The organism is bacterium (genome assembly GCA_041649255.1).
Taxonomy (GTDB): Bacteria; Hydrothermota; UBA3073; order JACQXS01; family JAQTXJ01; genus JAQTXJ01.
In genome coordinates this window covers 20,039-44,675 of the sequence record JBAZNK010000012.1, presented here as the reverse complement: position 1 = coordinate 44,675, position 24,637 = coordinate 20,039, and the positions used below count along the sequence as shown (strand labels likewise).

Below are 24,637 nucleotides of genomic sequence, written 5' to 3'. Positions count from 1 at the left end.
GATGTGGTTCGACAAAAAATGAGGCAGAATAATTTTACTTATAAATATCTTTTCTATGACCAATTCTCAAGATTACAATATTTTCACCAACAACATCAAAAATTACTCTATAATCTCCTATCCTAAACCTATAACTTCCTATTTTCGTAGAAATTAACTTGCGCGCATATTTTAATGGCTCTTTTGAAAACCATTTTATCTTGTTGAGTAATTGAATTTGCAGTTGCTTATCTATAAGCTTTAAATCCCTAATAGCTCTGTGAGTAAAAACTACTTTATACATTTAAGTTCGGGGCTTACTTCTTTTTGATATTTCTTCAATAGATTTTATTCGTCCTGTCTTATAGTCTTCTCTTGCTTCTTCTATAGAGTTTATGTATTCTTTACTGTAAAGCGCGAGCATATCTTCCATTACGTCTTCCATAGCCTCTTTTACCGTCTTTTTAACCGTAGTAGACACCAGAGAGTTAAACTCATCAAGAGTTAAATCTTTTAAGGTCAACGTTTTTGCCATACTCCTCCTCCCTTTATCTAACGGGCACACATTATTGTCAATTCCCGATGATGTCAATAATTTTTTTTACATATCTGAAGTATTATATGGTAATTTCTATATTAACTATCCGTTACTATTTTCCGCTTTCGTAGTTTAGTACGACCTTCCCTGTATACCTTTAAGTTTAAGTTCGAAGTCCGCCGGGTTGGTAGCTGCCCGCATTGCAGTTTCCAGGGAAATCGATCCCTGTTTATAAAGCGCCATAACTGAAGCATCAAAAGATAACATACTATAATACATTTTCCCGTCTTCTATTGCGCCTTGTATAAATTTTGTTTTCGTCTGGTCAATAATGTACTCTTTTATCAAATCGGTAGCTACCATAACTTCACACGCCGGGACTCTTCCCTGTCCGTCCGCTTTTGGCAATAATCTTAAAGACATAACTCCGACAAGACTTGCGGCAAGGAGTATCCTTATGTGTTGGTGCTGGTGTGGAGGGAAAAAAGATATTATTCTGTTTATGGTTTCCATAGCATTCATAGTGTGCAGTGTTGAAACTACAAGATGACCGGTATCCGCGGCTTTTAAGGATATATCCACGGTTTCCACGTCTCTCATTTCTCCCACGAATATGACATCCGGGTCCTGCCTGAATATTTGCTTTAAGGCAGTCGCAAAGGATAAAGTGTCAATGCCGACTTCCCTCTGGGATATTATGGATTTCTTTTCTTCAAATATAAATTCTATGGGATCTTCCACCGTTATTATGTTTCTTGCTGCGTTCTGGTTGATATATTCAAGCATTGCCGCTATAGTTGTAGACTTTCCGCTTCCTACCGTTCCGGTGCATAGTATTAAGCCTCTTGGTTTCAAGCTCCATTCCTTTAATATCGTAGGGACATTTAATTCTTCCAGACCTTTTATTATCTGGGGAACGAACCTCATTGCGAGTGCGGGCGTTCCTTTTTCCCTGTAAAGATTAACCCTGAATCTTCCCATTTTTTCCGATGCAATGGCAAAATCCAATTCTTTTGTACTTTCAAAAGTTTTTGATTGGGCATCACTTAAAATCTGAGACAGGATATTATTCATCTCTTCTAACGTAACCGGGGGCAACTCAAGAGGAGTCAGTTTGCCGTCTTTCTTGAATATAGGGGGAGTTCCGACTTTCAAATGTATATCCGATATTTTTTCATTATAAGCATTTTCAAGTAATATCTTAAAATTCATTTTCGTTCCTCCTGCTTTTCTTACAAAAATATTATATATTATGAATGGTACTTAATTTAATGTTTGTCAATGAAAAAGAGACTCTAATCAAATAAAAAAGCGGAAAACGGAAAAAATTTCAGCCACAGAATGTCACAGAAGTACACGGATAACAGAGAACAAAAAAAGCTATCACAAAAACGCGAAAAACTAAGAAAAGAAAACGAAAAACAGAGAACGGGTTGAACCCGCAGATAAAGAAAGAGGGGTGAGAGTAAAGAGTTTAGAGTTAAAAATAGGGAGACCGAGTTAGAGTTTTAAGAATTTTTCGGTAACTACTTCCACGATTGTAGTCACGTCAAAAGGTTTTGAAATGTAATCGCTTGCGCCCGCTTTAAAGGCGTCTTCCATAACGCCCATCTGGGATAGTCCCGTAATCATAAATATAGGGATATGCCTGGTTTTACGAGTTCTTTTTAAGATTTTACATACCTGTATGCCGTCCGCATCAGGCATTTTTACGTCAAGCAGGATAAGGTCGGGAAGATTCGTTTTTGCCGCTTCTACACCGTCTGCCGCATTATGAGCAGTAAACACTTTAAATCCTTCCATCTGCAAATGAAACCGCAGAAGCGTGCATAGGTTGTATTCATCGTCTATTACGAGTATTTTTTGTAACGTATCTATGTCTCTCATTTTTCCCCTTTGGTAAAAACCGGTATAGTAAAGTAAAAGGTGCTACCTTCCCCGGGTTTACTTTCTACCCATATTTTTCCGTTATGTTTTTCCACCAAATCTTTAACAATAGATAAGCCAAGACCTGTCCCCGGAATTTTGTGCGACGAAGTTTCGATTCTGTAGAATTTTTCGAATATTTTTCCCCAGTATTTTTCTTCTATTCCATAACCCGTATCCCGGACAGAAAATTTGACACGCTCTTTTTTATTGCACAGTTCCGCTTTCACATCAATCTTTCCTCCTTTTTCCGTAAACTTAATTGCATTACTAATAAGATTGACAAGAATTTGGAACAAAGCATTTTTATCGGCTTTTACCGGTGGCAAAGAACCCGGAACTTTTATCTCAAAGAAAAGGTTTTTCCGTGAGATTTTACCGTAAATTTCCGATTTTACGGCTTCTAATTTTTTTAAAACGTCAACGGGTTCAAATTTAAGTTCCACCCTCCTAGATTCAATGCGGGAAAGGTCAAGCAAATCACTAATAAGCTGGTTTAACCTATTTGATTCCTGTTTGATTATGTTTAAAAACTTTTTACGTTCGGCTTCGGAAACTTTAACCATAAGAAGGGTATCAACAAAACCTTTTATAGAAGACAGGGGGGTTCTGATTTCATGGGATACGTTTGATACAAATTCATTTTTCATTCTTTCAGCTTCTTTTTCTTTTGTGATATCTCTCAGGACTATTACCGTTCCCAATCTTTTTCCTGCCCGGGTAAAGACGGAAGATATTCGTCCGTTCAAGATTTTTTCTGTGTTGGTTATCCTATCCGTAATTATAAGTTCTTCCGTATAATATTCATTTCCTGCTTCTAACTTTCGGGTTGCCAGGTCTAAAATTTTCACATCCTCTAAACAATCAAGTATATGTCGTCCTATTACCTGTTCTTTTTTGATACCCAATAACCCTTCGGATGCCGAATTCACTGTTAGAATATTGCCCTTGGAATCTATTACGAGTATACCATCAAATATACTTTCAGCTGTGGCGTAAAATTTATTCCGCTCTTCTTCAAGTTCTATAGTTCTTCTTTTTTCTTGTTTATCAATGTTAATTTTTTCTTTCTTAATTCTTTCAACGTTTTTTTTAATATCGTCAATCATCATATTTACACCTATTCCAAGCGCATCAATCTCGTCGTTTTTATCCGAGAGTTGAACTTGTTCAGAGTAAATCCCTTTTGCCACGTTCATAACAATCTCAATCATCTTATTAATACGAATTATTGTTTCGTCGGAGTCACAAACTCCGTTGTTACAGGTAATTTTCTTAAATGTGTCTGACGTTATTATTTTTTTAGCCATTCAAGCGCTTCCTCCCTTGTGTTGAAAAATTTCATACCTTTCTTTCTTGAATTTCCCATAAAGAAAGCCGCAATTACTTTTGCAACGGGATTCATTCCGATTATGGCAAATTTTCCGATGTCTTTACTTTCGCTCAGCGCATAAGTCAATTTTCTTGCTTCCATAGAAGGTTTCCCTGAATTCGTAAGGTCTACAAAAAATCTTACTTTCCCGTCAACCATATTTTCATTTTTATTTTGTTCAAAGAATTTATACAACGTATTTACTATTTCCGCAGAAAGGTCTCCGACAAGAGTCGCGTAAAGGATTTTATCTTCTCCGAAACATAATCTATTTTGCCCTGCCAATATTTCTTTTTCTTGTTTTTTCATTTTAGACGAATCATTCTTCTTTCAGCCATTCAATTGCATCTTCTTGTGTATTGAAAAAATTTATATTTTTCTTTTTGGAATTTCCCATAAAAAAAGATGCGATTACTTTTGCAACGGGATTAAATCCTACCAAAGCAATCTTACCGATATCGTTACTTAACCGGTGCATAAATTCTTTTGCTTCCGCAGAAGCTTTTCTTGCATTCGTAAGGTCTATAAACAGTCTTACCTTTCCGTCAACCATCATTTCGGTTTTATGGAGTTCGAAAAATTCGTACGTTAGTTTTGCCATTTCCGTAGTATACTCTCCAACAATAGTTGCGCAAAATATTTTATCTTCTCCAAAATGAATTCTGCTTTTTCCTAACCGCACTTCCATTTCCTGTTTTTTCATTTTTTGTATTACTCTTTTAACCATTCAATCGCGCTTTCTTTCGTGCTGAAAAACTTTACGTCTTTTTTTTGGGAGTTTCCCATAAAAAAAGCTGCAATTACTCTTGCGACCGGATTAAGTCCAATTATGGCAAACTTCCCAATATCTTTATTTAAGCTCAACATATAAGTCAATTTTCTTGCTTCCATAGAAGGTTTTCCCAAACTCGTGATATCTAAAAGTATTTTTACTTTTCCTTCAACCATCATTTTGCTTTTATTAAGATTAAAAAAGTCGTATAACAAGTTTAGTGTTTCTACCGTAAGTTCTCCAACAAAATCTGCATAGAGTATTTTATCTTCTCCGAAATATACTCTATTCTTCCCTGCCAAAATTTCTATTCCCTGTTTTTTCATTTTTTGTATTACTCTTTTAACCAAGCAATTGCTAATTCCTTTGTATCACAAAATCTCATATCTCCATTTTTAGCAGTCCCTTTAGCAAAAGAAGCTATTACTTTTGCGACCGGCGTTAGTCCAAAAATGGCAGTCTTCCCGACTTTTTTATTATTCTGGAATTCCGGGACAAGGTTCCTTGTTTTAACGGAAGGTTTTCCTGCTTTGTTTATATCTACCAGTACATTTACCTTTTTTTTAACCATACCCAGGAGTTTAGTAACTGTTTCAACCGTCATATCTACCTGTTTATTGGTAATTTCTCCGACAATAGTTATATATAATATATTGTCTTCGCCGAGAAAGAAAGTATGATTCCCTATTAATATTTTTCTTCTTTTTTTGTTCATTTCTTATTTGAATATAGTTTCAGGTTCTTTTTTACCGAAGCAAGCAATTCCTTTATTTGAAAGGGTTTAGCAATGTAGTCGTCAACCCCTGCCTCTTTCCCTTTTTCCTTATCCGAAAGTTGAACTCTTGCAGTGAGCATTATTACGGGACAAGATTTCCACAAAGGCTCGTTTTTTACCCGTCTGCATAATTCCAGTCCGTCCATTCCCGGCATCATCATATCGGTAATTATTAAGTCGATTTTATCTTTTTTCATTATATTTAACGCTTGTTTGCCATCTTTTGCGGACTTAACGAGGTACCCTTCGTCTTCCAGATTGAACTGCAACAGGGTAATCAGATGGGAATCATCATCCACGATTAATATTTTCTCTTTCATATTTATTTATCTATCGTTTCGGTGAATTTATTATCCGCAACAAATTTTGCTTTGTCAATGTTTATTAATTATTATTGGGTAAACAAAGAAAATCGTAAACAAAAAGACTACGATGAAAAGATGAAACACTAAGAAAAGAAAATGAAAAGCAGAGAACATATAATATTTAGCCACGGATAACAGAAAACGGAAAAACCAAAAGCCCATCACAAAAGCAGAAAAAACATAAAAACAATATCTCACGCAAAGGCGCAAAGAAAAGGAAATAAAAAATCAACCACAGGGGACACAAAGGGGAGAAGTAAAAAAAAGACAACAAGACAGATAAAAATAGAGAACACAGAAAATGAAGAGTGCACTACAGAGAACAGACTACCACCCCGCCTAATAAGCGGGGTAAACTCCAATCCGAAAAACAGAAAAATTTAACAGGGATTAAAAGAGAATTGCACGAGATTAACACGGAACAGAATACATAAGGATATTCGTAGGGAACAGGCATGCCTGTTTCCTACGTTATTGCTTTATAATTGTAATTTTTCTTTATTTCTGTAATTATATTAGATTCTTCTCCGCCTGAGGCGGATATCAAGCCCTCTGGGCTCAGCTGGGTTCTATTTTAACAAAATCATTTTCTCCGTTACACTATAATTCCCCGCTGTTAGTTTAACAAAATATATTCCTGTTTTCAGGTCTTTTGCATTCAGATTAATACTATAATTCCCTGCTTTTTTCTCTCCCTTAACTAGTGTTTTTAAACAACGGCCTGATAAATCGTAAATCGCAAGAGAAACATATCGAGGTTGGGAAACCTCTCCCACAAAATAAGTTATGACCGTTGATTTAGAGAATGGGTTCTTTAGGATTTGGAGCATAGCGACATCCCGCCCTGGCGGTGATTTGATATTTGATTTTTCTTCTGCTCCTATACCTCCTTCAAACCAAAGACAAGGAATCCCGTTTACTATTGACCATAATCTATAATATCCCATAAAATCCGATACTTGCGGATGCACAGTTGTACGGGAGGTATCCCAGTAAGAGCTTAAAGGCATAGTAATAATGTCTCCGCCGCCGTTACTCTGGAAGTTCCCGCCGCCAATGCGCACAAGAGAAATAATCGGATGATCCTGGTTTGATACGTGACAATGATTTCCGCCATCCGCTTCCGTTATGTCTCTGAAAAGCGAACCTTCTATATCCATAGTAGAAGATATACACGTTACAGGAGAGTAATTATATATTCTTGATTGCCATGGTGATTCGTATCCCAATCCAAAATCAAATCTTTCTATAGAGCCAAGAACGTTACCGCCGCTACTTCCTCCGATTGCATAAACAAAAGGCTTAATGCCCGGGACAAGGATAGTTGAAAAATAGCTTCTTCCCGAAGTAAGCGTGCCGGTATTTTTCCATTCGTGAGTTGCGGGGTCATACAATTCGCAGGATGTTAAGTCTCCGTTTCCACCGGAAACCATTACGAGTCCCGCATAAGTCATTGTAGCGCTGTGTAAATAACGCGCCTGATTTAGATTTGTTTCCGCTGTCCATTGTCCTGTAGTTGGATCATAAATTTCACAACTTGAGAGAGCAGTTCCGCTTCCATTTTTTCCGCCTATCACAAGCACTTTTCCGTTCTGTAATAAAACAGCGCTGTGCCAGCAGCGGGCAGTAGTCATATTCCCGACAGATGTCCATGTTCCTGCTGCGGGGTTCCACATTTCGCAAGTATTGGTTGGAGTTCCTGCGGAGGTTTCTCCACCGGTTACCATTACATTTCCGTTTAGCAACAAAACCGCCGAATGTCTTGCTCTTGCAGTTGTCATTGCTCCTGTAGTTATCCATATGCTACCATTAAATATTTCACAAGTGTTTGTATAAGCGGTGTTTTCTCCCCCGGTTACAAATATAGTTCCATCTTTTAATAAAGTAGAAGCATGGTCAAATCTTGGAGTGCTCATTGAGACATTATTTGTCCAGGTTTCCCGGGTTGCTCCGGATAAACTATAGATTTCGCAAGAACTCAATGCCGTTCCACCCGTGCCTTTTCCACCCGTAACAAAAACTTTACCGTCCGGATCAGCCGTCAAATTTGTAGTATGGTGTGTTCTTGGGGTATTTAATGAACCCGTATATACGGTAGTATCAAATCGATAGCTAAGCAATTCGCAGGAAGCCAATGCCGTTCCGGCGCTATCTTCTCCGCCAACGATAAGAACATTTGACGAACAATTAGCAGCATATTTTCTTGGCAGTAATGTTGCGGTAGCCGCGCAGCGAGGTTCATTCAATTGTGCTTTAGTCGTCCATCCTGCATTTTCCGCAGGGTCATAAATTTCGGTTCTTACGTCGCCACCTTGATTATATTCGCCACAAGCTAAAACTTTACCCGTAGGTAGAATTGTAGCAGAAAAATGCCATCTATCTACTGTCATAGGGTCTGTATTTGTCCACATCCCGGTCAACGGGTCATAAAGTTCACAACTATTTAACCCGCTTCCTCCCATTAACAATGCTTTGCCATTTGGGAGTAAAGCCAATGCCGGTATTAATCTCGGGGAAATATTTTGTGCTCCCGAATACGACCATTTTTGGGTTGAGGCATCATACAACTGGGATGTCGTTGTCGGCCCACCGGCGGTTAATACTTTTTGAGGATTTGTCCTTAATAAAACGGCCACGTGTCGAGTCAATCCAGTTAACAGGGAATCCGTGTAACTAAATGTTTCCGTGCCCGGGTCAAAAATTTCGCAAGATTTATAAATCCCCATATCAAGTCTCTGCCCGCCCACCACCATTGCCGTGCCATTTGGCAGTCTCACTTCTGCTGCATCACTGCGGTCATACAAAGAATTTGGACCATCAATGTTATCGGCAATCCTGCGCAAAGTATCTAAGTCCCATTCGTAAAGATAACAAGGTATTCCACCCGGGTGGTCAACAAAGAGCACTCTGCCATCATTCAATAGATTCCAACATTCTCGCAGTGACCCAGAAGCAGATGTTTGCCAGCTTAACCAAGTATTTTGCCATGTATTTATTGTAGGGGCATAAAGCCAGAGCTTCCCATGATTATTTTCAAGCAAAACATTTCCACTCGGTAGTAAAACTGCAGTAGTGTGGTCATTTCCTTCTAAAGCACTATCGTAGCAAGCCATTTCCCATATTCCTGTAGCGGGGTCAAGCACTTCGTAAGTCGTGCAAGCTTGACTTGACAGCCCCCCAAACACCATAATTTTGGAGTCCGTGAGCATTACAGACTGAGCGCCGGATCTTGCCGTATTCAAACTTCCGGTTAACGACCACCTGCCTGTCCCATATACTACGCTTCCACAGAAGAGAAGCGCGAAAACAAACTTCATACATTTATTCATATTGCCCCCTTTTAACAAATAAAATATTAAATATCAAATATACAGATTAAAGATTATTTTATCAGTATTAGTTTCTTTGTCTCCTTACAATTACCTGTAGTTAGTCTCACAAAATATATTCCGCTCTTGCGTATATTGGGAGTGAAAGTATAATTGCCTTTAGTTAATGTGCCTTGATAGACAGTGTTTTGAAGTCTACCTGTTAAATCGTAAATAGTTAATAGGATATTAGTGCCACCGCCAAGACGGTTGACACCTGAGCGGGATGTTCCAGATGTTCCATAATAGTTATTAGGAACGGATAAATAAATCTTATTTTTTAATATCTTTAATTCCGCATTTCGCAATTCGCGATCCAAAATCGAGGGTTCTTCCACCCCGGGTTCGAAATCCTGGATATCCCAATAATTACTGCTTATAAAATGTTGTGGACTCGTAATCGCCCCGAGTTGTGTTGTATCAATAAAACTTGCCGCCCAAACAGGCACGTCCGGAGGATTAGTTTGCAAGATGCTTTGCCACTCTCCATCGGTAAGTCTATTGGAGCTTGGCCGTGTAAATTCATAATACGAAAAACCTGCTCCCCATGTTACCGTCAAAACACCATTCAGAGGAACTATCACATACAGGTTAAACGGGTATCCGACACCTTCTTCAAGGCAACTTGCGTCGGCAGTATGAACGTCAGCAATAACCGGCATCTGGTCGTCGCCGTAGTTAAACTCCGTAGTATAAGTATGGCTGCCATAATACTGAAAACATCCTTCAAACAACACAAGTTTCGCCATTTCAGCACCTACTCCCGTAATTGCGTTATCTTCCTTGTCGGTTATGGACTGGTTTGTAAGTTCTTCTTCCGATATTGTCTTAAACACAAGCAGTAGTTTTTCAAGCCCTGTAAGTCTTGCTTCAAAATCGTTTGAAATCAGGTCAAGGCTTTTCAATCCCGTTTTCATATAGTTTGCAAGTGAAGCCAGTCTTGCAAAAAACCAGGGGTTTGGCTCTACGTATCCATGAACCGTAGGCGAAGAGGATGGCATTCCCAAAGAAGCGCTTTGTTTTGCATACAATATTGTATCGTGTCGCAATTGCGCCCAGCTTCCGAGGGCGGCATAAAGTTCTTTGTGTGTCCATGCTTTACTTTGCATAAATATCGGGAAACCCGTTCCTTTTTCAAACGTGAACGGCATAAGACAATACAGCCAGTTCCAGTAAAGATTTTGCGCCCAGGTAGCATCCGGCAGGGCATCAAAATACCCTTTAAGATATGTCATCTGTGACGCATATCCCGAATAACTAGTTTCACCGTATACCGAATCAAGCAGTGTATACGCTTCGTCCGACCCCAGAACCGCCATCACGTCTAATCCCTTTGGCATCATTCTCGCACCGGGGATTCTATCAAAAGTCAATTGGCTGAACATCCAGGAATCCGGGATAAATCGTTGTGACATAAACGCAAATCCTTTAGGCGCAGCAGTTGGAATTGCAGGGTCAGGGAGTGAATCGGCTTTTGAAATGAATTCGTTAAGTAATGCATCATTGGCAAAAGTATCCGGAGGTAGTGAGGCAAAATTGCTTCCATAAACTTCTTCCATAATTTGAGAATACTGGTAGATATTAATGTCGTCGGTTTTACCGACAAAGAATACGGTCGGCAAATACACTCTTTCCCATACTTTAATACCGGTCTCGCTTCCTACATTAACGTTATGTATCCCGTGAATCAGAAGCGCTGCCATTCTTGTATTTGTATTCACGCCAAAAATCATTCTTCCGTACCACATCATTGTTCTAAAATACTTCATCAGGGTATCGCTTTTTGTATAATGCCCTCTTGGCACGTACTGGCTGTAATCTTCAGAGTAAGCAAATAAAGGCGAAGTTGCATATCCCTGGTGGGCATAAATAAGAGCAAGTTCAGTATCTACAAGTGCCGCCACTTCGGGGATTTGAGTAAACGTACTATCAAGCAGTTTTTTTGCGATGCTTAGATAAGCAATATCCAGTCGGAGCGCTTCTTTTACTGACGCAGTGTTTGTCGAATCCCATTCCTGTTTGATTTTAGAATAAAGCGTATCGGTAAGGTTTTTTATATCACCTACAAGTTTCTCAACTTCAATAGTCTGGAGTAACTTATCGTACAGTATATGATAAGTATTTAAAAACGCATCACAGGAGACGAATATTGGCACTCCATTTACCCGCGCGTTATTATAAATATCGTACATTTCCATATAGTCAGAAGGTGTTGCAACGAATGCGTTATTACGCAGTAAATTTCTTTCCCCGGCGCTAAAGGAGAAGTAATTGAAGCCAGGCACGTTCGAGAATCCGGAATCTACGGTATAAGTGGTGCAGGCAGGAGTAACATTTACCGCATAAGGATGATATGTACCGAAATCCGTTTTAACGGAATCCGTTATATTGGCAATCATCTGCTGTGAATATGCGGATGCGCTTGAAAACATAAAAACAACTAAAAATAAGAATCTTTTCATAATCCCCCCTTTACAAAATCAAATATAAAATAAAATATCAAATATACAGATTAAAGATTATTTTATCAGTATCAGTTTCTTTGTCTCCTTAAAATTACCTGTAGTTAGTCTCACAAAATAGATTCCTGTTTTCAGGTCTTTTGCGTTATTGTCGGTGCCATCCCAGGCGATACTGGTTATTGGGGAATTAGGTAATTGAGTTATTGGAAAAAATTTTACTAATTTGCCGGCGATGTCGTAAATCGCAAGAGAAAGATATCGGGATTGGGAAATCCCTCCTACAGAATAAGTTATGGTTGTCGATTTAGAGAAGGGGTTTTGGTTTACCCTGAGCGAAGTCGAAGGGGGATTGGGTTGAGGAGAGGAGGGTTCTTCGATTTCTATACTATCCGCGGACATAAAACTGCCGTAAATATTGAAGTCTCCCGTTCTGTGATCCGACCAGACAAGTAGGGTTTTACCGGCTCCCGTTACAAGCGAGGGAGTAATTTTAGAGACAGAGACGGAAGAACAATTTATATACCCCGTATCAATTATTGTTCCAAACGTATCAATTATAGCTCCGTATAAGTTAGTACTCTGCCATACTGCTATGAATTTACCATCCGAATATGTGCAGGTAGGCCAACTCTGAAAAGAGCCCCCATTATTTATTATTGTAGGTAAAGAGTCAATTGGTTTTCCCGAATCGGAAAGAATGGTATACCAGATTCCATTACTCCCTTCTGAAATAAGCAAATAACGGCTACCCGAAAACGCTAATTCTCTTGGTTTATCAGAATATCCATAACACGCCATATCGTTAATCTTAAATGTATCTAATCCCGTGGTGTCATAATATAGACTATCTTCAAAAAAACGTCCTACTACAGAAGAATATCCACAATCCCACACTCCCAACATTTTTTCTCCGTTCCAGATACCGGTTAAAGCACCTCCTATATTCATGGAGTTAATTCCAAAAAAAGCTTTATCGGCAAATTGAGTAGTAAAAGCGCTATCGGTTAACGCAAGTATACTTCCGTCATAGCCACCTTCAAAGATATACTGCCATTCGCTGTTAATAAATAAAAAGAAATGAGTTTTTCCATATATAACGGTTGGAACGCCTATATGATTAAAATAGTCGAAGTTGCCAAGTTTATAGCCATATATAAATTTAGGAATACTATCCATTATATTTCCATTCTTGTAAAATCTCAACGCGCCAACATTCTTAAATAAATTGCCTGATGGCTTTATTGTATCTATATCAACATTAAAAGCAATACACCCGGCACTATCTCCGAAAGCCACGGAAGGCATTGTATAATCAGTATCCGGCAGGCTTGCAAGTAATATCCCGTTTGTATCCAACAGCAATCCGTTTGGGGTTATTCTTGCGCCATATATTTGGAAAGTCCCGCTTCTTTTATCCGCCCATACAGTCCAGAAGTTAGTTCCGTCAAAAGCAACGTCAGGATAGAGTTGGTCTTGATTAGCCGTAGAAATCGCAAAGTCCTGCGCGTTGAGATTTTGAAAGGAAAAAGAAAGTATTACAAAAAGCCAGAGAAAACATTTTTTAATCATAGAGCTCCCATTATTTCATAAAACAGTAGGGAACGCATATATGCGTTCCCTACGTTATTACTTTATAATTGTTAGCTTCTTCGTTTCTGTAAATATATTAGATTCTTCCCCGCCTGCGGCGGATTCAGAATGACAAATCGTAGAAAGTCTCACAAAATAAATTCCGTTAGTTTTTATATTGGGCGTAAAGGTATAATCGCCTTTACTCAATGTGCCGGTATAGACAACTTCTTTAATTCTTCCGCATAAGTCGTAGATAGTTAATTCCGCGTTTATTGAATTAGAGGCGAACAAACAAATCTTATTTTTTCTTATTTCCATATTTGATATTTGATCACCGCCGAGGCGGGATGTCGCTTCGCTCCATTTTTCTTCTAGTCCCATACACCCGCAATTAGATGAGTTTAAGGAATCATCGAGCGCATATAGAACTTTTTCTGCCGTTCCGACTAACAGTTCTACGCAGCCGTCTCCGTCAATATCGGCAATGGATACATCGTGTATATCCATAGTACCTGAAATTAAAGCTTTTGACCATAAAACGGAACCATCTTCCCCGTTGAGCGCGGATACGGCATTAACCGCATAAGTGCTCGGGATAACTTCAAGTTTTTTGTCTCCATCTATATCTGCGACCGAAATACTTCTATGAACGTCAACCCCCATTGAATGCCCCCATTTCAGTCCACCCGTTGTTCCGTTCAAACAATAAAGAGTAGATCCGCCGCTGCGACTTCCCGTTAGTACTTCGGTTATTCCGTCTCCCTCAAGGTCTGCGACTGCAGTAGAAGCCCATACCAAATTTACCGCATTATAACTCCATTTTAGCGCACCCGTTCTTGCGTTAAGGGAATAAATTCTGCCGCTATAGTTTCCGATGACAACTTCTAAAGTATCATTATTATCTATATCTGCAACTGAAGGCGAAGCAGAGATTGCGCCGGTTGTTTTGTATTCCCATTTTTGGGCGCCGGTCATCCCATTCAAACAGTAAACATATGAATCTTTACTCCCTATAAATACTTCCATAATGCTATCTCCATCAACGTCCGCGAGTGCCGGCGAGGAAATCCATACGTCCGCACTCGGGTAACTTCTTGTTTTGTAAACCCATTTTTGCAATCCCGTTAACCCGTTAATACAATAGACATTTGCAGTATCCGTGCCAAGGGGAGCGCAGTTACTTTCTACGATTATTTCCATTATTCCGTTTGTATCAATGTCTGCAATTGCCGGCGAAGAGATGTACGAATTTCTCGTTGAAAATTGCCATTTCAGGGTTCCCGTTGAACCGTTAATACAATTAATTTTTTGGTTCTCGCTTCCGATAATGACTTCTATTATACCATCACCGTCTACGTCAATTGCAGCAGGAGAAGAGCACCATATAGAGCCTCCCGTCGGGTAACTCCACTGAACTAAGCCCGTTATTCCGTTAAAAGAGTAGACTTTAGTATCCGTGCTCCCGACAATAACATCCATAGTGTCGTCTTTATTGACGTCAAAAACTGCCGGGGAACTCTCTACTAATCCTCCGGTTTGATAAGACCATTTAATGACGGGAGTATTATCCATTTTGCCTCTCATAACCTGGTATCGTGTGTTTTCAAGTGTAGCGCCATATTTTGGCCAACTGGAATCCGCGAAAGATTGATTAAAAATAAATAACGCTAATATAAATTCCATAGTTCCTCCTTATTAAACGATTCTACATATTTATTAACTTATTAGTTATTAGCTTTGAATAGATTAAATACAGGGATGGGAAAAGTCAAGGGGAAAAAAGAAAAACAGAAAATAAATAATATTTAGCCACGCCTGCCTGCCGGTAGGCAGGGATTTTCACGGATGAACACGGATAAAAGAAAACAGAGAGATTCTTCGTTGCACTCAGAATGACAAACTGCAGAGGGCAAACCTACCGAGGTTTATAAACTTCCCAGTTTATGCAGTGATTTTTTTTATCCAAATGAATATCGAAATAACCGTTGTGGTCATCGGTTTTTACAGGAATATAATTAATCGGAACTTTTACTTCTTTCATACTTTTTGTTGCTTCTGCGCTTCTGATTATGCTTTCAAACAAGTCTTTTCTTATTTCTTTTAAAAGATTATCGCTTGTTTTATAATCGTCTTTAACTATATTAATTCCTAAATCATTTTCAAGATTACGACAATAATTCAACTTAAATTCCGGTTTTTGCAGGAATAAATTTTTCACAAATCTTTTTCTTATTTCTTCGGTATCAAACTTCATCGTCAAGTACGGAGATTTTATACAGTGATTCTCTTCATAATGTCCGGCGCAGGAAAGAGTTGTATGGATTCCCCCGCCGGAATTTAATTTTTTGATGTATCTTCTTATGCCGATATCTATTTCCTGAATTGTAATGTTGTTTATTTCGTAAACCGTGCCGCCGGTATTTCTTTTGTATTTTTTTCTTTGTTCAGGCATATTATTCTAAATGCTACAGGTTTTGAATTTGTCCAGAAAAAAGATTCGCCACAAAAGCACAAAGCCACTAAGTTACACTAAACAGAAAATGAAAACAAATAACCACGAAAATAAAAAAGAAATATAGAAGGGCACGAAAAACGGAAAAATCTAACAGGGATTGAAAGAGAGAAGAGAAAAACATAAAATAAGGATTGGGAGATTACGAAAAGCAATTATAAGGATAAAAGTCTTGACAAAATATTCTTCCACATTATTTTTTCCACCAAAGGTGGATATGCTTCCGATATAGAAATGATGAATAAAAAGATTCTGCAGAGAACTTGGAGCGGAACGGTTATAACCGTTCCCTACAAAACTAAAATATAATTACCAAATACAAAGGGAAAGAGGAGGGGAAATGAGGACAAAAAGTTTGATTGGAGCAGTTGTAGGTTGTATCTTTTTAAACGTATCTTCTTTGTTTTCGGCTATTGGCTGGATACAGGCAACGGATTCCGCAGACTGGTCAAAAAGAAGGAATCCTACCGTAATCACTTTTGATACTGCGCTGTGGGTTATCGGTGGTGGCGGTTCAGGGGCAACGAATTATAACGATGTATGGTATTCTAAGGATGGCGCAACGTGGGCTTGCGCGACGGATTCTGCGGATTGGATAAACAGAAGAAGCCACAGTTCGGTTGTATTCGATGAAAAGATATGGGTACTCGGGGGAGCAGCAGGAGCAACGTTCTATAACGATGTATGGTATTCCCCGGACGGCGCGATATGGGCTTGCGCAACGGATTCTGCGGATTGGCCGGAAAGGTCGGGGCATACGTCACTTGTATTTAACGATACGATATGGGTAATCGGGGGAAGCGGTATAGGCACGGGAGTAATTTATCGTGATGCGTGGTACTCGCTGGACGGCGTAACGTGGACTTGTGCAACGGATTCCGCCGAATGGTCGGCAAGGTCCGGACATACGACACTCGTATTTAACAATAAAATGTGGGTAATCGGAGGAAAAGGCGCCGGCATAGGAAACAATTTCAACGATGTATGGTATTCTACTGATGGGATAACGTGGACTTGCGCAACGGATTCCGCAGAATGGGCGGCAAGGTCGGGACATACGTCAGTCGTATATGACGGTGGAATGTGGGTAATCGGGGGAAGCGGCGCATCGGGTAAGGTTTATAATGATGCATGGTATTCTACGAATGGCATAACATGGATTTGCGCGACGGATTCCGCAGAAGTACTGGCAAGAGCAACACACGCATCGGACACGTTAAATGATAAGATATGGGCAATAGGGGGAAGAGATTCTTCTTATACTCTTTATAATGATGTATGGTATTCGGGGGAAATAGCGGCGGAAGAACATTTGCCGGTGGTCCGTGGACAGTTATCCGTAAACGCATATCCTAATCCGTTTTATACTTGCACGAAAATCTGCGGTTCAAACGAAGAACTAAAAGTCTATGACCTTGGATGCAGAGTCGTCGGAATCACGAAAGACGGTATATGGAATGGCAAAGACTTAATGGGGAAAAACGCAAAACAAGGTATATACTTCGTAAGGAACAACTCTAAACAATCTCTAAAACTTATCAAACTTAGATAATTTTTTGTTAGTCGTTATTTATTATTTTTGAACGGGCAAAGAGAATTTCTAGTATATTTCTACAACCAGAGAAAAAAGTCAAAAAGGGCTTGACAAAAACAACATATTGTATCAGTAAGTAAATATAATTATATATAGGGGTATTTACTACAATTTTATGAAATATTTTTCAAAAAGGGGGGAAGGTATGATTAAGAAAAGTTTCAGAAGTATGGCAAGAGGCGCAATAGGAGGTTTTGTTTTACTCTTTGCGGCTAATCTTTTTGCGGTTGATACGATTAAGGATGCAACCGGGAAAGTAAACGTTGTTAATTTGAATACGTTTCTTAAACAGAAAGGCGCAAAATGGACAGCAGGAGAGAACCAATTTTCAAAGATGACGCTGGAAGAAAAGAAAGCTTATCTTGGAACTATACCTTCTACGGAACAAATACCGGAGAAACAAGTGAAAGTATTAAAGGCGGATATTCCTGCCGCTTTCGACTGGAGAAATAAAGACGGAATTAACTGGATGCCTCCAATAAGGGACCAAAAGAGTTGTGGAAGTTGTTGGGCATTTTCCGCAGTAGGTGTAGTAGAAGCATTAATAAACATAGCGGAAAACAATCCCGATTTAGATTACAATTTATCCGAGCAGACATTAGTTACGTGTTCGGGCGCCGGAAGTTGCGGCGGGGGACAACCAATCAAGGCATTTAGTTTTATCCAGAGCACCGGTATTCCTACGGAAGCCTGCGACCCTTATACTGCTTCCGACGACGGATGCAGCAGATGTACGGATTGGGCAACCCAGGTAAAGAAAATCAGCAGTTACAGTAGTGTTTCAGGAGCAAATCTAAAGACCGTATTATTAGAAAATCCCCTTTCGGTTACTATGGAAGTTTATGAAGATTTCTACAATTATGAAAATGGTATATACACATATGATTACGGCGGTTTTATGGGGTATCATGCAATCGTGCTTATCGGATGGGACGATGCGAATTCATGCTGGATAGCAAGAAACTCATGGGGCACAAGCTGGGGACAAGGCGGTTATTTCAAGATATCGTATGCTAACGGCGCAGCTTTCCCGGGAGCACCTATTGATGCGAACTACCAGCCATCTTCTGCGGTTGTAGTTACTACACCAAACGGCGGGGAAAAATTAATCAAGGACAATGTTTATACGATAAGATGGTCCTGCGGAGCGACCGACAATTTAAATATAGACTTATATAAAGGTGGAGTTTTCAACAGCACTATAGTAAGTGGCACAGCCAATACCGGGTCATATGATTGGACAGTTCCAACGGGACAGGCAACGGGAACGGATTATAAAGTAAGAGTAATAAGGGGATCTGCTCCAACCATATATGACGAAAGCGATAACAATTTTACCATTACGGTGCCGAACATCACAGTTACAGCACCAAATGGCGGAGAAAACTGGGTTGGCAGCAATTACTACAGCATAAAATGGACAAGCGCCGGAGTAGTCGGGAACGTAAATATAGACTTATATAAAGGCGGCGTACTCAACAGCACAATAGCAAGCAACGTAAGCAATAACGGGACTTATAACTGGAATATTCCCGGGGGACAAGCAATAGGTTCGGATTATAAGGTGCGTGTAACAAGCATAAATACACCTTCTCTCTGGGATGAAAGTGACAACAATTTTAATATTACCGTACAGAACCTGGTTTTGACTTCACCAAACGGCGGGGAGAGCTGGACAACGGGAAGCACTAATCCTATAACATGGACAAGCGCCGGAATAACGGGTTACATCAAGATAGAATTGTACAAAGGCGGAGTGCTTAATAAGACTATAATAAGCAGCACTTCCAACACCGGGACGTACAACTGGGCAGTAGGAACCCAGGCAGTAGGAACGGATTATAAAGTAAAGATTTCAAGCGTATCCGCGCCAACCATCTGGGATGAGAGCAACGCCAATTTCACGGTTGCAGCGCCGACAATAACCGTCAGCACACCAAATGGCGGAGAGAGTTGGTTTGGCGGAACGACAAATCCCATAACATGGACAAGTTCAGGGTTGAGCGGTTACGTAAGGATACATCTATATAAAGGTGGAGTTTACAAGAGCATAATAACGAATTGCGTTTCCAATACCGGGACATATAATTGGGCAATACCGACAACCCAGGCGATGGGAACGGATTATAAAGTAAGAGTAATAAGTTATACGAATGCGGCCGTTTATGACGAGAGCAACGCTAATTTCACGGTTGCAGGAGCAGGCATAACGGTTACTTCACCAAACGGCGGGGAAAGCTGGGGCAGAGGTAACGTTTATCCAATAACATGGACAAGCGCCGGAGTAACGGGAAATATTAAAATCGAACTATACAAAGCAGGCGCATTCAAGATGACCATAATAAGCAGCACTGCCAATACGGGAACATACAACTGGACTATACCTGCAGCACAATTAGTAGGAACGGATTATAAAATAAAGATAACAAGCGCATCAAACATCGCTATAACCGACCAGAGCAATGCCAATTTCAGTATTATCGTGCCGACAACGAGTATAACAGTTAGCGCCCCGAATGGCGGGGAGAGCTGGCTTGTAGGCAGCGCGCACAACTTAACGTGGACAAGTTCCGGAATAACGGGGAACGTAAACATAGCCCTATACAAAGGCGGCGTGTTAAACAGCACAATAGCAAGTGACGTAGCAAACAGCGGGTCATACAATTGGAACGTTCCGACAGGTCAAACGGCAGGAACGGATTATAAAGTAAGAGTAACAAGCGTATCCGCACCGACCGTTTATGACGAGAGCAATGCCAATTTCAGCATTACGGTACCGAGTGTCGGCATAACGGTTACTGCGCCGAACGGTGGAGAAAGCTGGGCAGTCAGCACTACCAATTCAGTAACGTGGGTAAGTTCTGGAGTGACAGGAAACGTAAACATAGATTTATATAAAGGCGGAGTATTAAACGGCGCAATAGCAAGCAACATAAGCAACAGCGGAACTTACAGTTGGGCGATATCCGGAAGCCAGGCAACAGGAACGGATTATAAGGTACGTGTAACAAGCGTATCCGACACGTCCGTCAAAGATGAGAGCAACAGCAACTTCAGCATAACAAAACCGAACGTCGTTGTTACTTCACCGAATGGCGGGGAAAGCTGGCTTGCGGGAAGTTCACACAACGTAACGTGGACAAGTTCCGGTGTAAGTGGAAACGTAAACATAGATTTATACAAGAGCGGTGTATTCAGCAGCACTCTGGCAAGTGGAGTAAGTAACAGTGGAACTTACAGCTGGGCAATATCCGCGAGTCAGACAATAGGAACGGATTATAAGGTAAGAGTAGTAGGCGTATCGGATACGTCTGTATGGGATGAAAGCAATGCCAACTTTGGCATTACGGTATCGGGGACAGGCATAACGGTTACCGCGCAAAACGGTGGAGAAGTAATGGTTGCGAACACTCCGGACACTGTAACATGGACAAGTTCGGGAATAACAGGAACGGTAAAAATAGAACTCTATAAAGCCGGAGCATTCAACAAGACTATCGCATCCAGCGCAACCAACAGCGGGTCATACGTATGGACAATTGCCTCGGCTCAGGCACCCGGGACAGATTATAAGATAAAGATAACGAGCACGACCAACATATCCATCTCCGATATGAGCGACAACAATTTCAGTATTGTAGCGCCGAGCATAACGGTTACTTCACCGAACGGCGGCGAAAGCTGGGGCAAGGGAACCGTTCATAACATAACATGGGTAAGCGCAGGAGTAAGCGGGAACGTGATTATAGACCTATATAAAAACGGGTCTTACAACCTGAGAATAGCAAGCAATACTGCCAATGCCGGGACATACAGCTGGACGGTACCGACGGGACAGACAATAGCAACGGATTATAAGGTTAAGATAACGAGCTACAGCAGTTCTACCATCAATGATATGAGCAATGCAAATTTCAGCATTGTATCGGTGAAATCACTTAAGGATTATGTCGTGAAAGAGTATAAACTTTTCCCGGCATATCCGAATCCTGCAACAAGCCGTATAACTTTATGCTACCAATTACCGGCAAAGTCTAACGTCAGCTTAAAGATTTACGATAAAGGCGGGAGATTGGTGAAAACGCTAATTAGCGGAGAAAAAGCTTCGGGCTATTACGAAATGGACTGGGACAAGAAAGACAACACGGGCAAGGTATTACCGAGCGGAGTCTATCTATACAGGATTAAAACGGAAACTTACAGCGAATCAAAGAAAATTATATTGTGAAGTAGTGCTAAGCACTAAGTGAGGTCGGGGGAATTCCGCCAGGGGTTCCCCTGGCCTTTTTTTAAGGCCAACTAATCTGTCCACTGGATAGAAATCCCTCCGGCAAAAGATTCCGGACAATCCCGCCGAGACGGTCACCGCCTGAGCGGGATGTTCCAGATGTCGCTAATGTTCCACAATCTTTCCCTAACTAACGTAAGAGCTTGTAAGTAATCGCTAAAGCTCTAAGGGCTTTGTATAAAAACTGTAAGAAAAGTAATAGATAGTAACTTATTGTAACTAGTTGCAACGAAAAACGGAAAGTTTTTGGACGCAGATAAACAAAAAGATTAACCACAGAGAACACAGAGAAAAAAGAAGACGGAAAAAAAATAAGATTTAGAGTTAACAGATAACCCAGCGGAGCTGGATAAGTTAGAGTAACGTTCCTTCGTCACGAACTCTAACTAACAAAAAAGACAGAGTGCACACCTGCCTTCGGCAGGCCATGCCTACGGCAGGTAAACAGGGAGGAAGAACAGAGGACACGGAGAAAAGAAAGGGAGAGGGTATTTTATTTCCAATCCCTGAAAACATCTTCAATTATAAAACAAGTATAAAACAATAACAACAAGAGGAAAGAATATCCGGGAAATTTCCGTAAAAATAACGGAGCGCATAATATTGTTATCCCTAATATTCCGATTGCTATCCTGCTTATTTTATTTTTTGGTTTTTTATGAAAGGGGTTCCAATTAAAAACAGCCAATAGTATGGTAAATAATCCCAGTATTAAATACATTACGTTAAGCACAGGGTTCATATTTTTTTATATTAGTTTTATTATAATGAATGGATATATGAAAGTCAAATTTAAAATAAAAACGAATATATACAAAAAATGAATTTTTAGCCACGCCTGTCTGCGGGAGAGCTTTTTATCGTAATAGTTTCTCTTGATAAAAGGATACGGAGTATCTCAATTTATAGTTTTCTTAATTGACAGTTAAAGTAAAAGTATTATAAAGTTAAAACGATGAAGAAAAAAAGCATAACATTAATAATAGGAATAACTATTATCCTCCTAAGTTTTTTAACATACATATTTGTTTTTGGGAAATTATTTCCATATTCTCCGATAATAATCGGTTTTACAAAACATACATTATCTAACACCATTATATATATACAAAAAGATAACAATTCAACCAATTACGATTGGGTTGATTCATTAATACCTTCAGTAGAAAAGTTTCATGAATTAAAATTCAAGAGCAAGCCAAAGATATTTTTCTTCCGTGATAAAAGAACATATTCACACCGTTCACTATCTAAAGCTCGTTTTTGCGCATTTACGAACGGGAATATCGTTGTTTCCCCGTGGGCTCAAAAAGAAGCAGAAGAGGGAAAAATATCTATGGAGATTTACTTAAAACATGAGTTGTCACATTCTATAATATTGCAAAACAAAGGAATCTTAGCCGGACTTAAATATCCAAAATGGTTATTGGAAGGGATTGCGACGTACAGCGTAAACCAGATGGGAACGTCTTTCTACCCGAGTAAAGAAGAAACATATACTTTAATAAAACAAGGTAATTTTATGCCACCTCATTATTTTCATACTAAGAAAGAATCTCAAATTAAACTTAACGTAAAATATATACCTCCATTTATGTATTCCGAGTTTGCCTGTATCGTTGATTATTTAATTGAAACCCGGGGGAGAGAAAAATTCTTAGTCTATATGAAGAGTTTATTAAAAGACAATAATCATAATAAAGTTTTCAAAGATATTTACGGAATTGATTTTGATGAATTCATATTAAACTTCCGAAAATTTATTGAGAATAATAACGGGTAGGTTTTGTAGATAGAAATTATGTGTTTTGTATGGCGGTGGAAAATTTTCCGTGCATAAAAAAGATTTATTGAATAATTTTTAGATCCGCTACGACTTATAAGTAGAAAGTTTTGAATAGTCAAATAAAACAATGGAAGACTCAGACAACATTTTAATACAAAAGTTAGCCTTGAAGGGAGACCCTGAGGCATTTACCGAGATTATAAACCGTTACGCAGGGCTTGTTTATTCCGTATGTTATCGTATTTTAAGAGACCGGGAGAGAGCCAGAGATGCAGCCCAGGACACATTTTACCGTTTACTGCAAAGTCCCGACAATATTACCCGTTCATTATCGGGATGGCTGCACAAAGCGGCAACCCGAACGGCAATAGACATTATCCGCAAAGACTCTTCAAGGCAAAAAAGAGAAATTGATTATACAATGACACCGACAAAAGCTTCTCAATGGAAAGATATTTCTCATTATATTGATGAGGTATTAATAAGTATGGGCGAGGAATCAAGAATGTTTCTCATACAGCATTTTTTGCAGGGGAAAAGGCAGGAAATTATTGCCACCGAGTTGGAGATATCCCAGGCTACCGTATCACGAAAAATAAAGGCAGGGATAGAGGATCTCAGGAAAGGGCTTAAAAAGAAGGGTATTATTATCGGAAACGCATTATTGGGGACATTGTTAATTTCCGGCATTTCAGAGGCAGCTCCTTTAGAACTTTTGAAAGAGTTAGGAAAAATGGATATGTTTAATAATGCAAGCAATTTAACTACGCACCCCGTTTATCCTGAAAAAGTTAAACAGGTATTTAATTTTAGAAGAGTGTTTTTAACGGGTATTGCAATAGTTATTATTGCCATTTTGCCGTTTTCGTATTTAAAGTATACGGAAACGGAATTTACCGGGACATTGAAAACAAACGTAAATACAAAATGCGCGGAAGCACCAAAAATTAACGAAGACGGAGAATCGTTGACTTGTGGAAATACAAAAAAGGTTTCTGAAAATAAAGAAGCCGACTATGGTATTCCCTGCACTACTTACACCTGCAACATCACTCGAACCATCGACCCAATAACCGGTGACATTGCCACCAGGAGCTGTACTACTTTTACCATAACATCTACCGCCGGTCGGCCTAAGGGAGAAACGCCAACGGCTGTTCCGGAATTAAGTTCCTATAACGGTTTTGTTAAAGCGTCTACTCTTAAAACAATTCGTGATTCTTCCAGAATAGATACTTTGCGCGATTCCAACGGAGGCGTTTATTTGGATAGTTCGCGGCATAGGGAGACATACAGAAAGGAAATATATAAATTAAAGTAAAAAAGGA

19 protein-coding genes are annotated in these 24,637 nt (G+C 39.6%); 4 read left to right on the top strand and 15 right to left on the bottom strand.

The annotated features are described in order from the left end of the window. Positions 1-34: 34 nt before the first annotated feature. The 15 genes from WC614_09060 to WC614_08990 all read right to left on the bottom strand — a co-directional run bounded on the left by WC614_09060 (position 35) and on the right by WC614_08990 (position 15,581). Positions 35-283 (bottom strand): type II toxin-antitoxin system RelE/ParE family toxin, encoded by a 249-nt coding sequence (locus WC614_09060; protein ID MFA5033156.1) that lies wholly within the window; start codon positions 281-283, stop codon positions 35-37. Next, on the bottom strand, positions 284-514 hold the full coding sequence (locus WC614_09055; GenBank protein ID MFA5033155.1) for a hypothetical protein: 231 nt from the start codon (positions 512-514) through the stop codon (positions 284-286). It lies immediately after the preceding gene. Between the two features lie 135 nt (positions 515-649). Next, positions 650-1,729: a PilT/PilU family type 4a pilus ATPase gene (locus tag WC614_09050; protein ID MFA5033154.1), complete on the bottom strand. Its 1,080-nt coding sequence runs from the start codon at positions 1,727-1,729 to the stop codon at positions 650-652. Positions 1,730-2,017: 288 nt separating this feature from the next. Further along, on the bottom strand, positions 2,018-2,404 hold the full coding sequence (locus WC614_09045) for a response regulator (protein ID MFA5033153.1): 387 nt from the start codon (positions 2,402-2,404) through the stop codon (positions 2,018-2,020). After that, positions 2,401-3,753, bottom strand: coding sequence for an ATP-binding protein (locus WC614_09040; protein MFA5033152.1), 1,353 nt, complete (start codon positions 3,751-3,753; stop codon positions 2,401-2,403). The genes WC614_09045 and WC614_09040 overlap by 4 nt, the downstream gene beginning before the upstream one ends. Continuing rightward, positions 3,738-4,124, bottom strand: a complete 387-nt coding sequence (locus WC614_09035) for an STAS/SEC14 domain-containing protein (GenBank protein MFA5033151.1) — start codon at positions 4,122-4,124, stop codon at positions 3,738-3,740. The genes WC614_09040 and WC614_09035 overlap by 16 nt, the downstream gene beginning before the upstream one ends. Positions 4,125-4,134: 10 nt before the next feature. After that, on the bottom strand, positions 4,135-4,518 hold the full coding sequence (locus WC614_09030; GenBank protein MFA5033150.1) for an STAS/SEC14 domain-containing protein: 384 nt from the start codon (positions 4,516-4,518) through the stop codon (positions 4,135-4,137). Positions 4,519-4,526: 8 nt separating this feature from the next. Beyond that, entirely contained in the window at positions 4,527-4,913 is a 387-nt protein-coding gene (locus tag WC614_09025) for an STAS/SEC14 domain-containing protein (GenBank protein MFA5033149.1), read from the bottom strand. Between the two features lie 8 nt (positions 4,914-4,921). Continuing rightward, the gene (locus WC614_09020) at positions 4,922-5,302 is read right to left on the bottom strand and encodes an STAS/SEC14 domain-containing protein (protein ID MFA5033148.1); all 381 of its coding nucleotides are present in this window, start codon (positions 5,300-5,302) and stop codon (positions 4,922-4,924) included. Next, positions 5,299-5,682: a response regulator gene (locus tag WC614_09015; GenBank protein MFA5033147.1), complete on the bottom strand. Its 384-nt coding sequence runs from the start codon at positions 5,680-5,682 to the stop codon at positions 5,299-5,301. The genes WC614_09020 and WC614_09015 overlap by 4 nt, the downstream gene beginning before the upstream one ends. Positions 5,683-6,296: 614 nt before the next feature. Further along, positions 6,297-9,056 carry a kelch repeat-containing protein gene (locus tag WC614_09010; GenBank protein ID MFA5033146.1) on the bottom strand — a complete coding sequence of 920 codons (2,760 nt, stop codon included), beginning with the start codon at positions 9,054-9,056 and terminating at the stop codon, positions 6,297-6,299. A gap of 53 nt (positions 9,057-9,109) precedes the next feature. Further along, on the bottom strand, positions 9,110-11,557 hold the full coding sequence (locus tag WC614_09005) for a DUF3160 domain-containing protein (GenBank protein ID MFA5033145.1): 2,448 nt from the start codon (positions 11,555-11,557) through the stop codon (positions 9,110-9,112). Between the two features lie 57 nt (positions 11,558-11,614). Continuing rightward, complete coding sequence (locus WC614_09000; GenBank protein ID MFA5033144.1) at positions 11,615-13,126, bottom strand: T9SS type A sorting domain-containing protein; 1,512 nt, start codon at positions 13,124-13,126, stop codon at positions 11,615-11,617. A gap of 57 nt (positions 13,127-13,183) precedes the next feature. After that, on the bottom strand, positions 13,184-14,812 hold the full coding sequence (locus WC614_08995) for an FG-GAP-like repeat-containing protein (GenBank protein MFA5033143.1): 1,629 nt from the start codon (positions 14,810-14,812) through the stop codon (positions 13,184-13,186). A 232-nt stretch (positions 14,813-15,044) separates the two neighbouring features. Continuing rightward, on the bottom strand, positions 15,045-15,581 hold the full coding sequence (locus WC614_08990) for a hypothetical protein (GenBank protein ID MFA5033142.1): 537 nt from the start codon (positions 15,579-15,581) through the stop codon (positions 15,045-15,047). A gap of 400 nt (positions 15,582-15,981) precedes the next feature. On the opposite strand from WC614_08990, the gene WC614_08985 reads away from it, so the two are divergent. The 4 genes from WC614_08985 to WC614_08970 all read left to right on the top strand — a co-directional run bounded on the left by WC614_08985 (position 15,982) and on the right by WC614_08970 (position 24,630). Then, the gene (locus WC614_08985; GenBank protein ID MFA5033141.1) at positions 15,982-17,193 is read left to right on the top strand and encodes a kelch repeat-containing protein; all 1,212 of its coding nucleotides are present in this window, start codon (positions 15,982-15,984) and stop codon (positions 17,191-17,193) included. A gap of 187 nt (positions 17,194-17,380) precedes the next feature. After that, complete coding sequence (locus WC614_08980; protein ID MFA5033140.1) at positions 17,381-21,463, top strand: Ser-Thr-rich GPI-anchored membrane family protein; 4,083 nt, start codon at positions 17,381-17,383, stop codon at positions 21,461-21,463. A 1,015-nt stretch (positions 21,464-22,478) separates the two neighbouring features. Continuing rightward, the gene (locus WC614_08975; protein MFA5033139.1) at positions 22,479-23,306 is read left to right on the top strand and encodes a hypothetical protein; all 828 of its coding nucleotides are present in this window, start codon (positions 22,479-22,481) and stop codon (positions 23,304-23,306) included. A gap of 130 nt (positions 23,307-23,436) precedes the next feature. Then, positions 23,437-24,630, top strand: a complete 1,194-nt coding sequence (locus WC614_08970) for a sigma-70 family RNA polymerase sigma factor (protein MFA5033138.1) — start codon at positions 23,437-23,439, stop codon at positions 24,628-24,630. Positions 24,631-24,637: the final 7 nt, after the last annotated feature.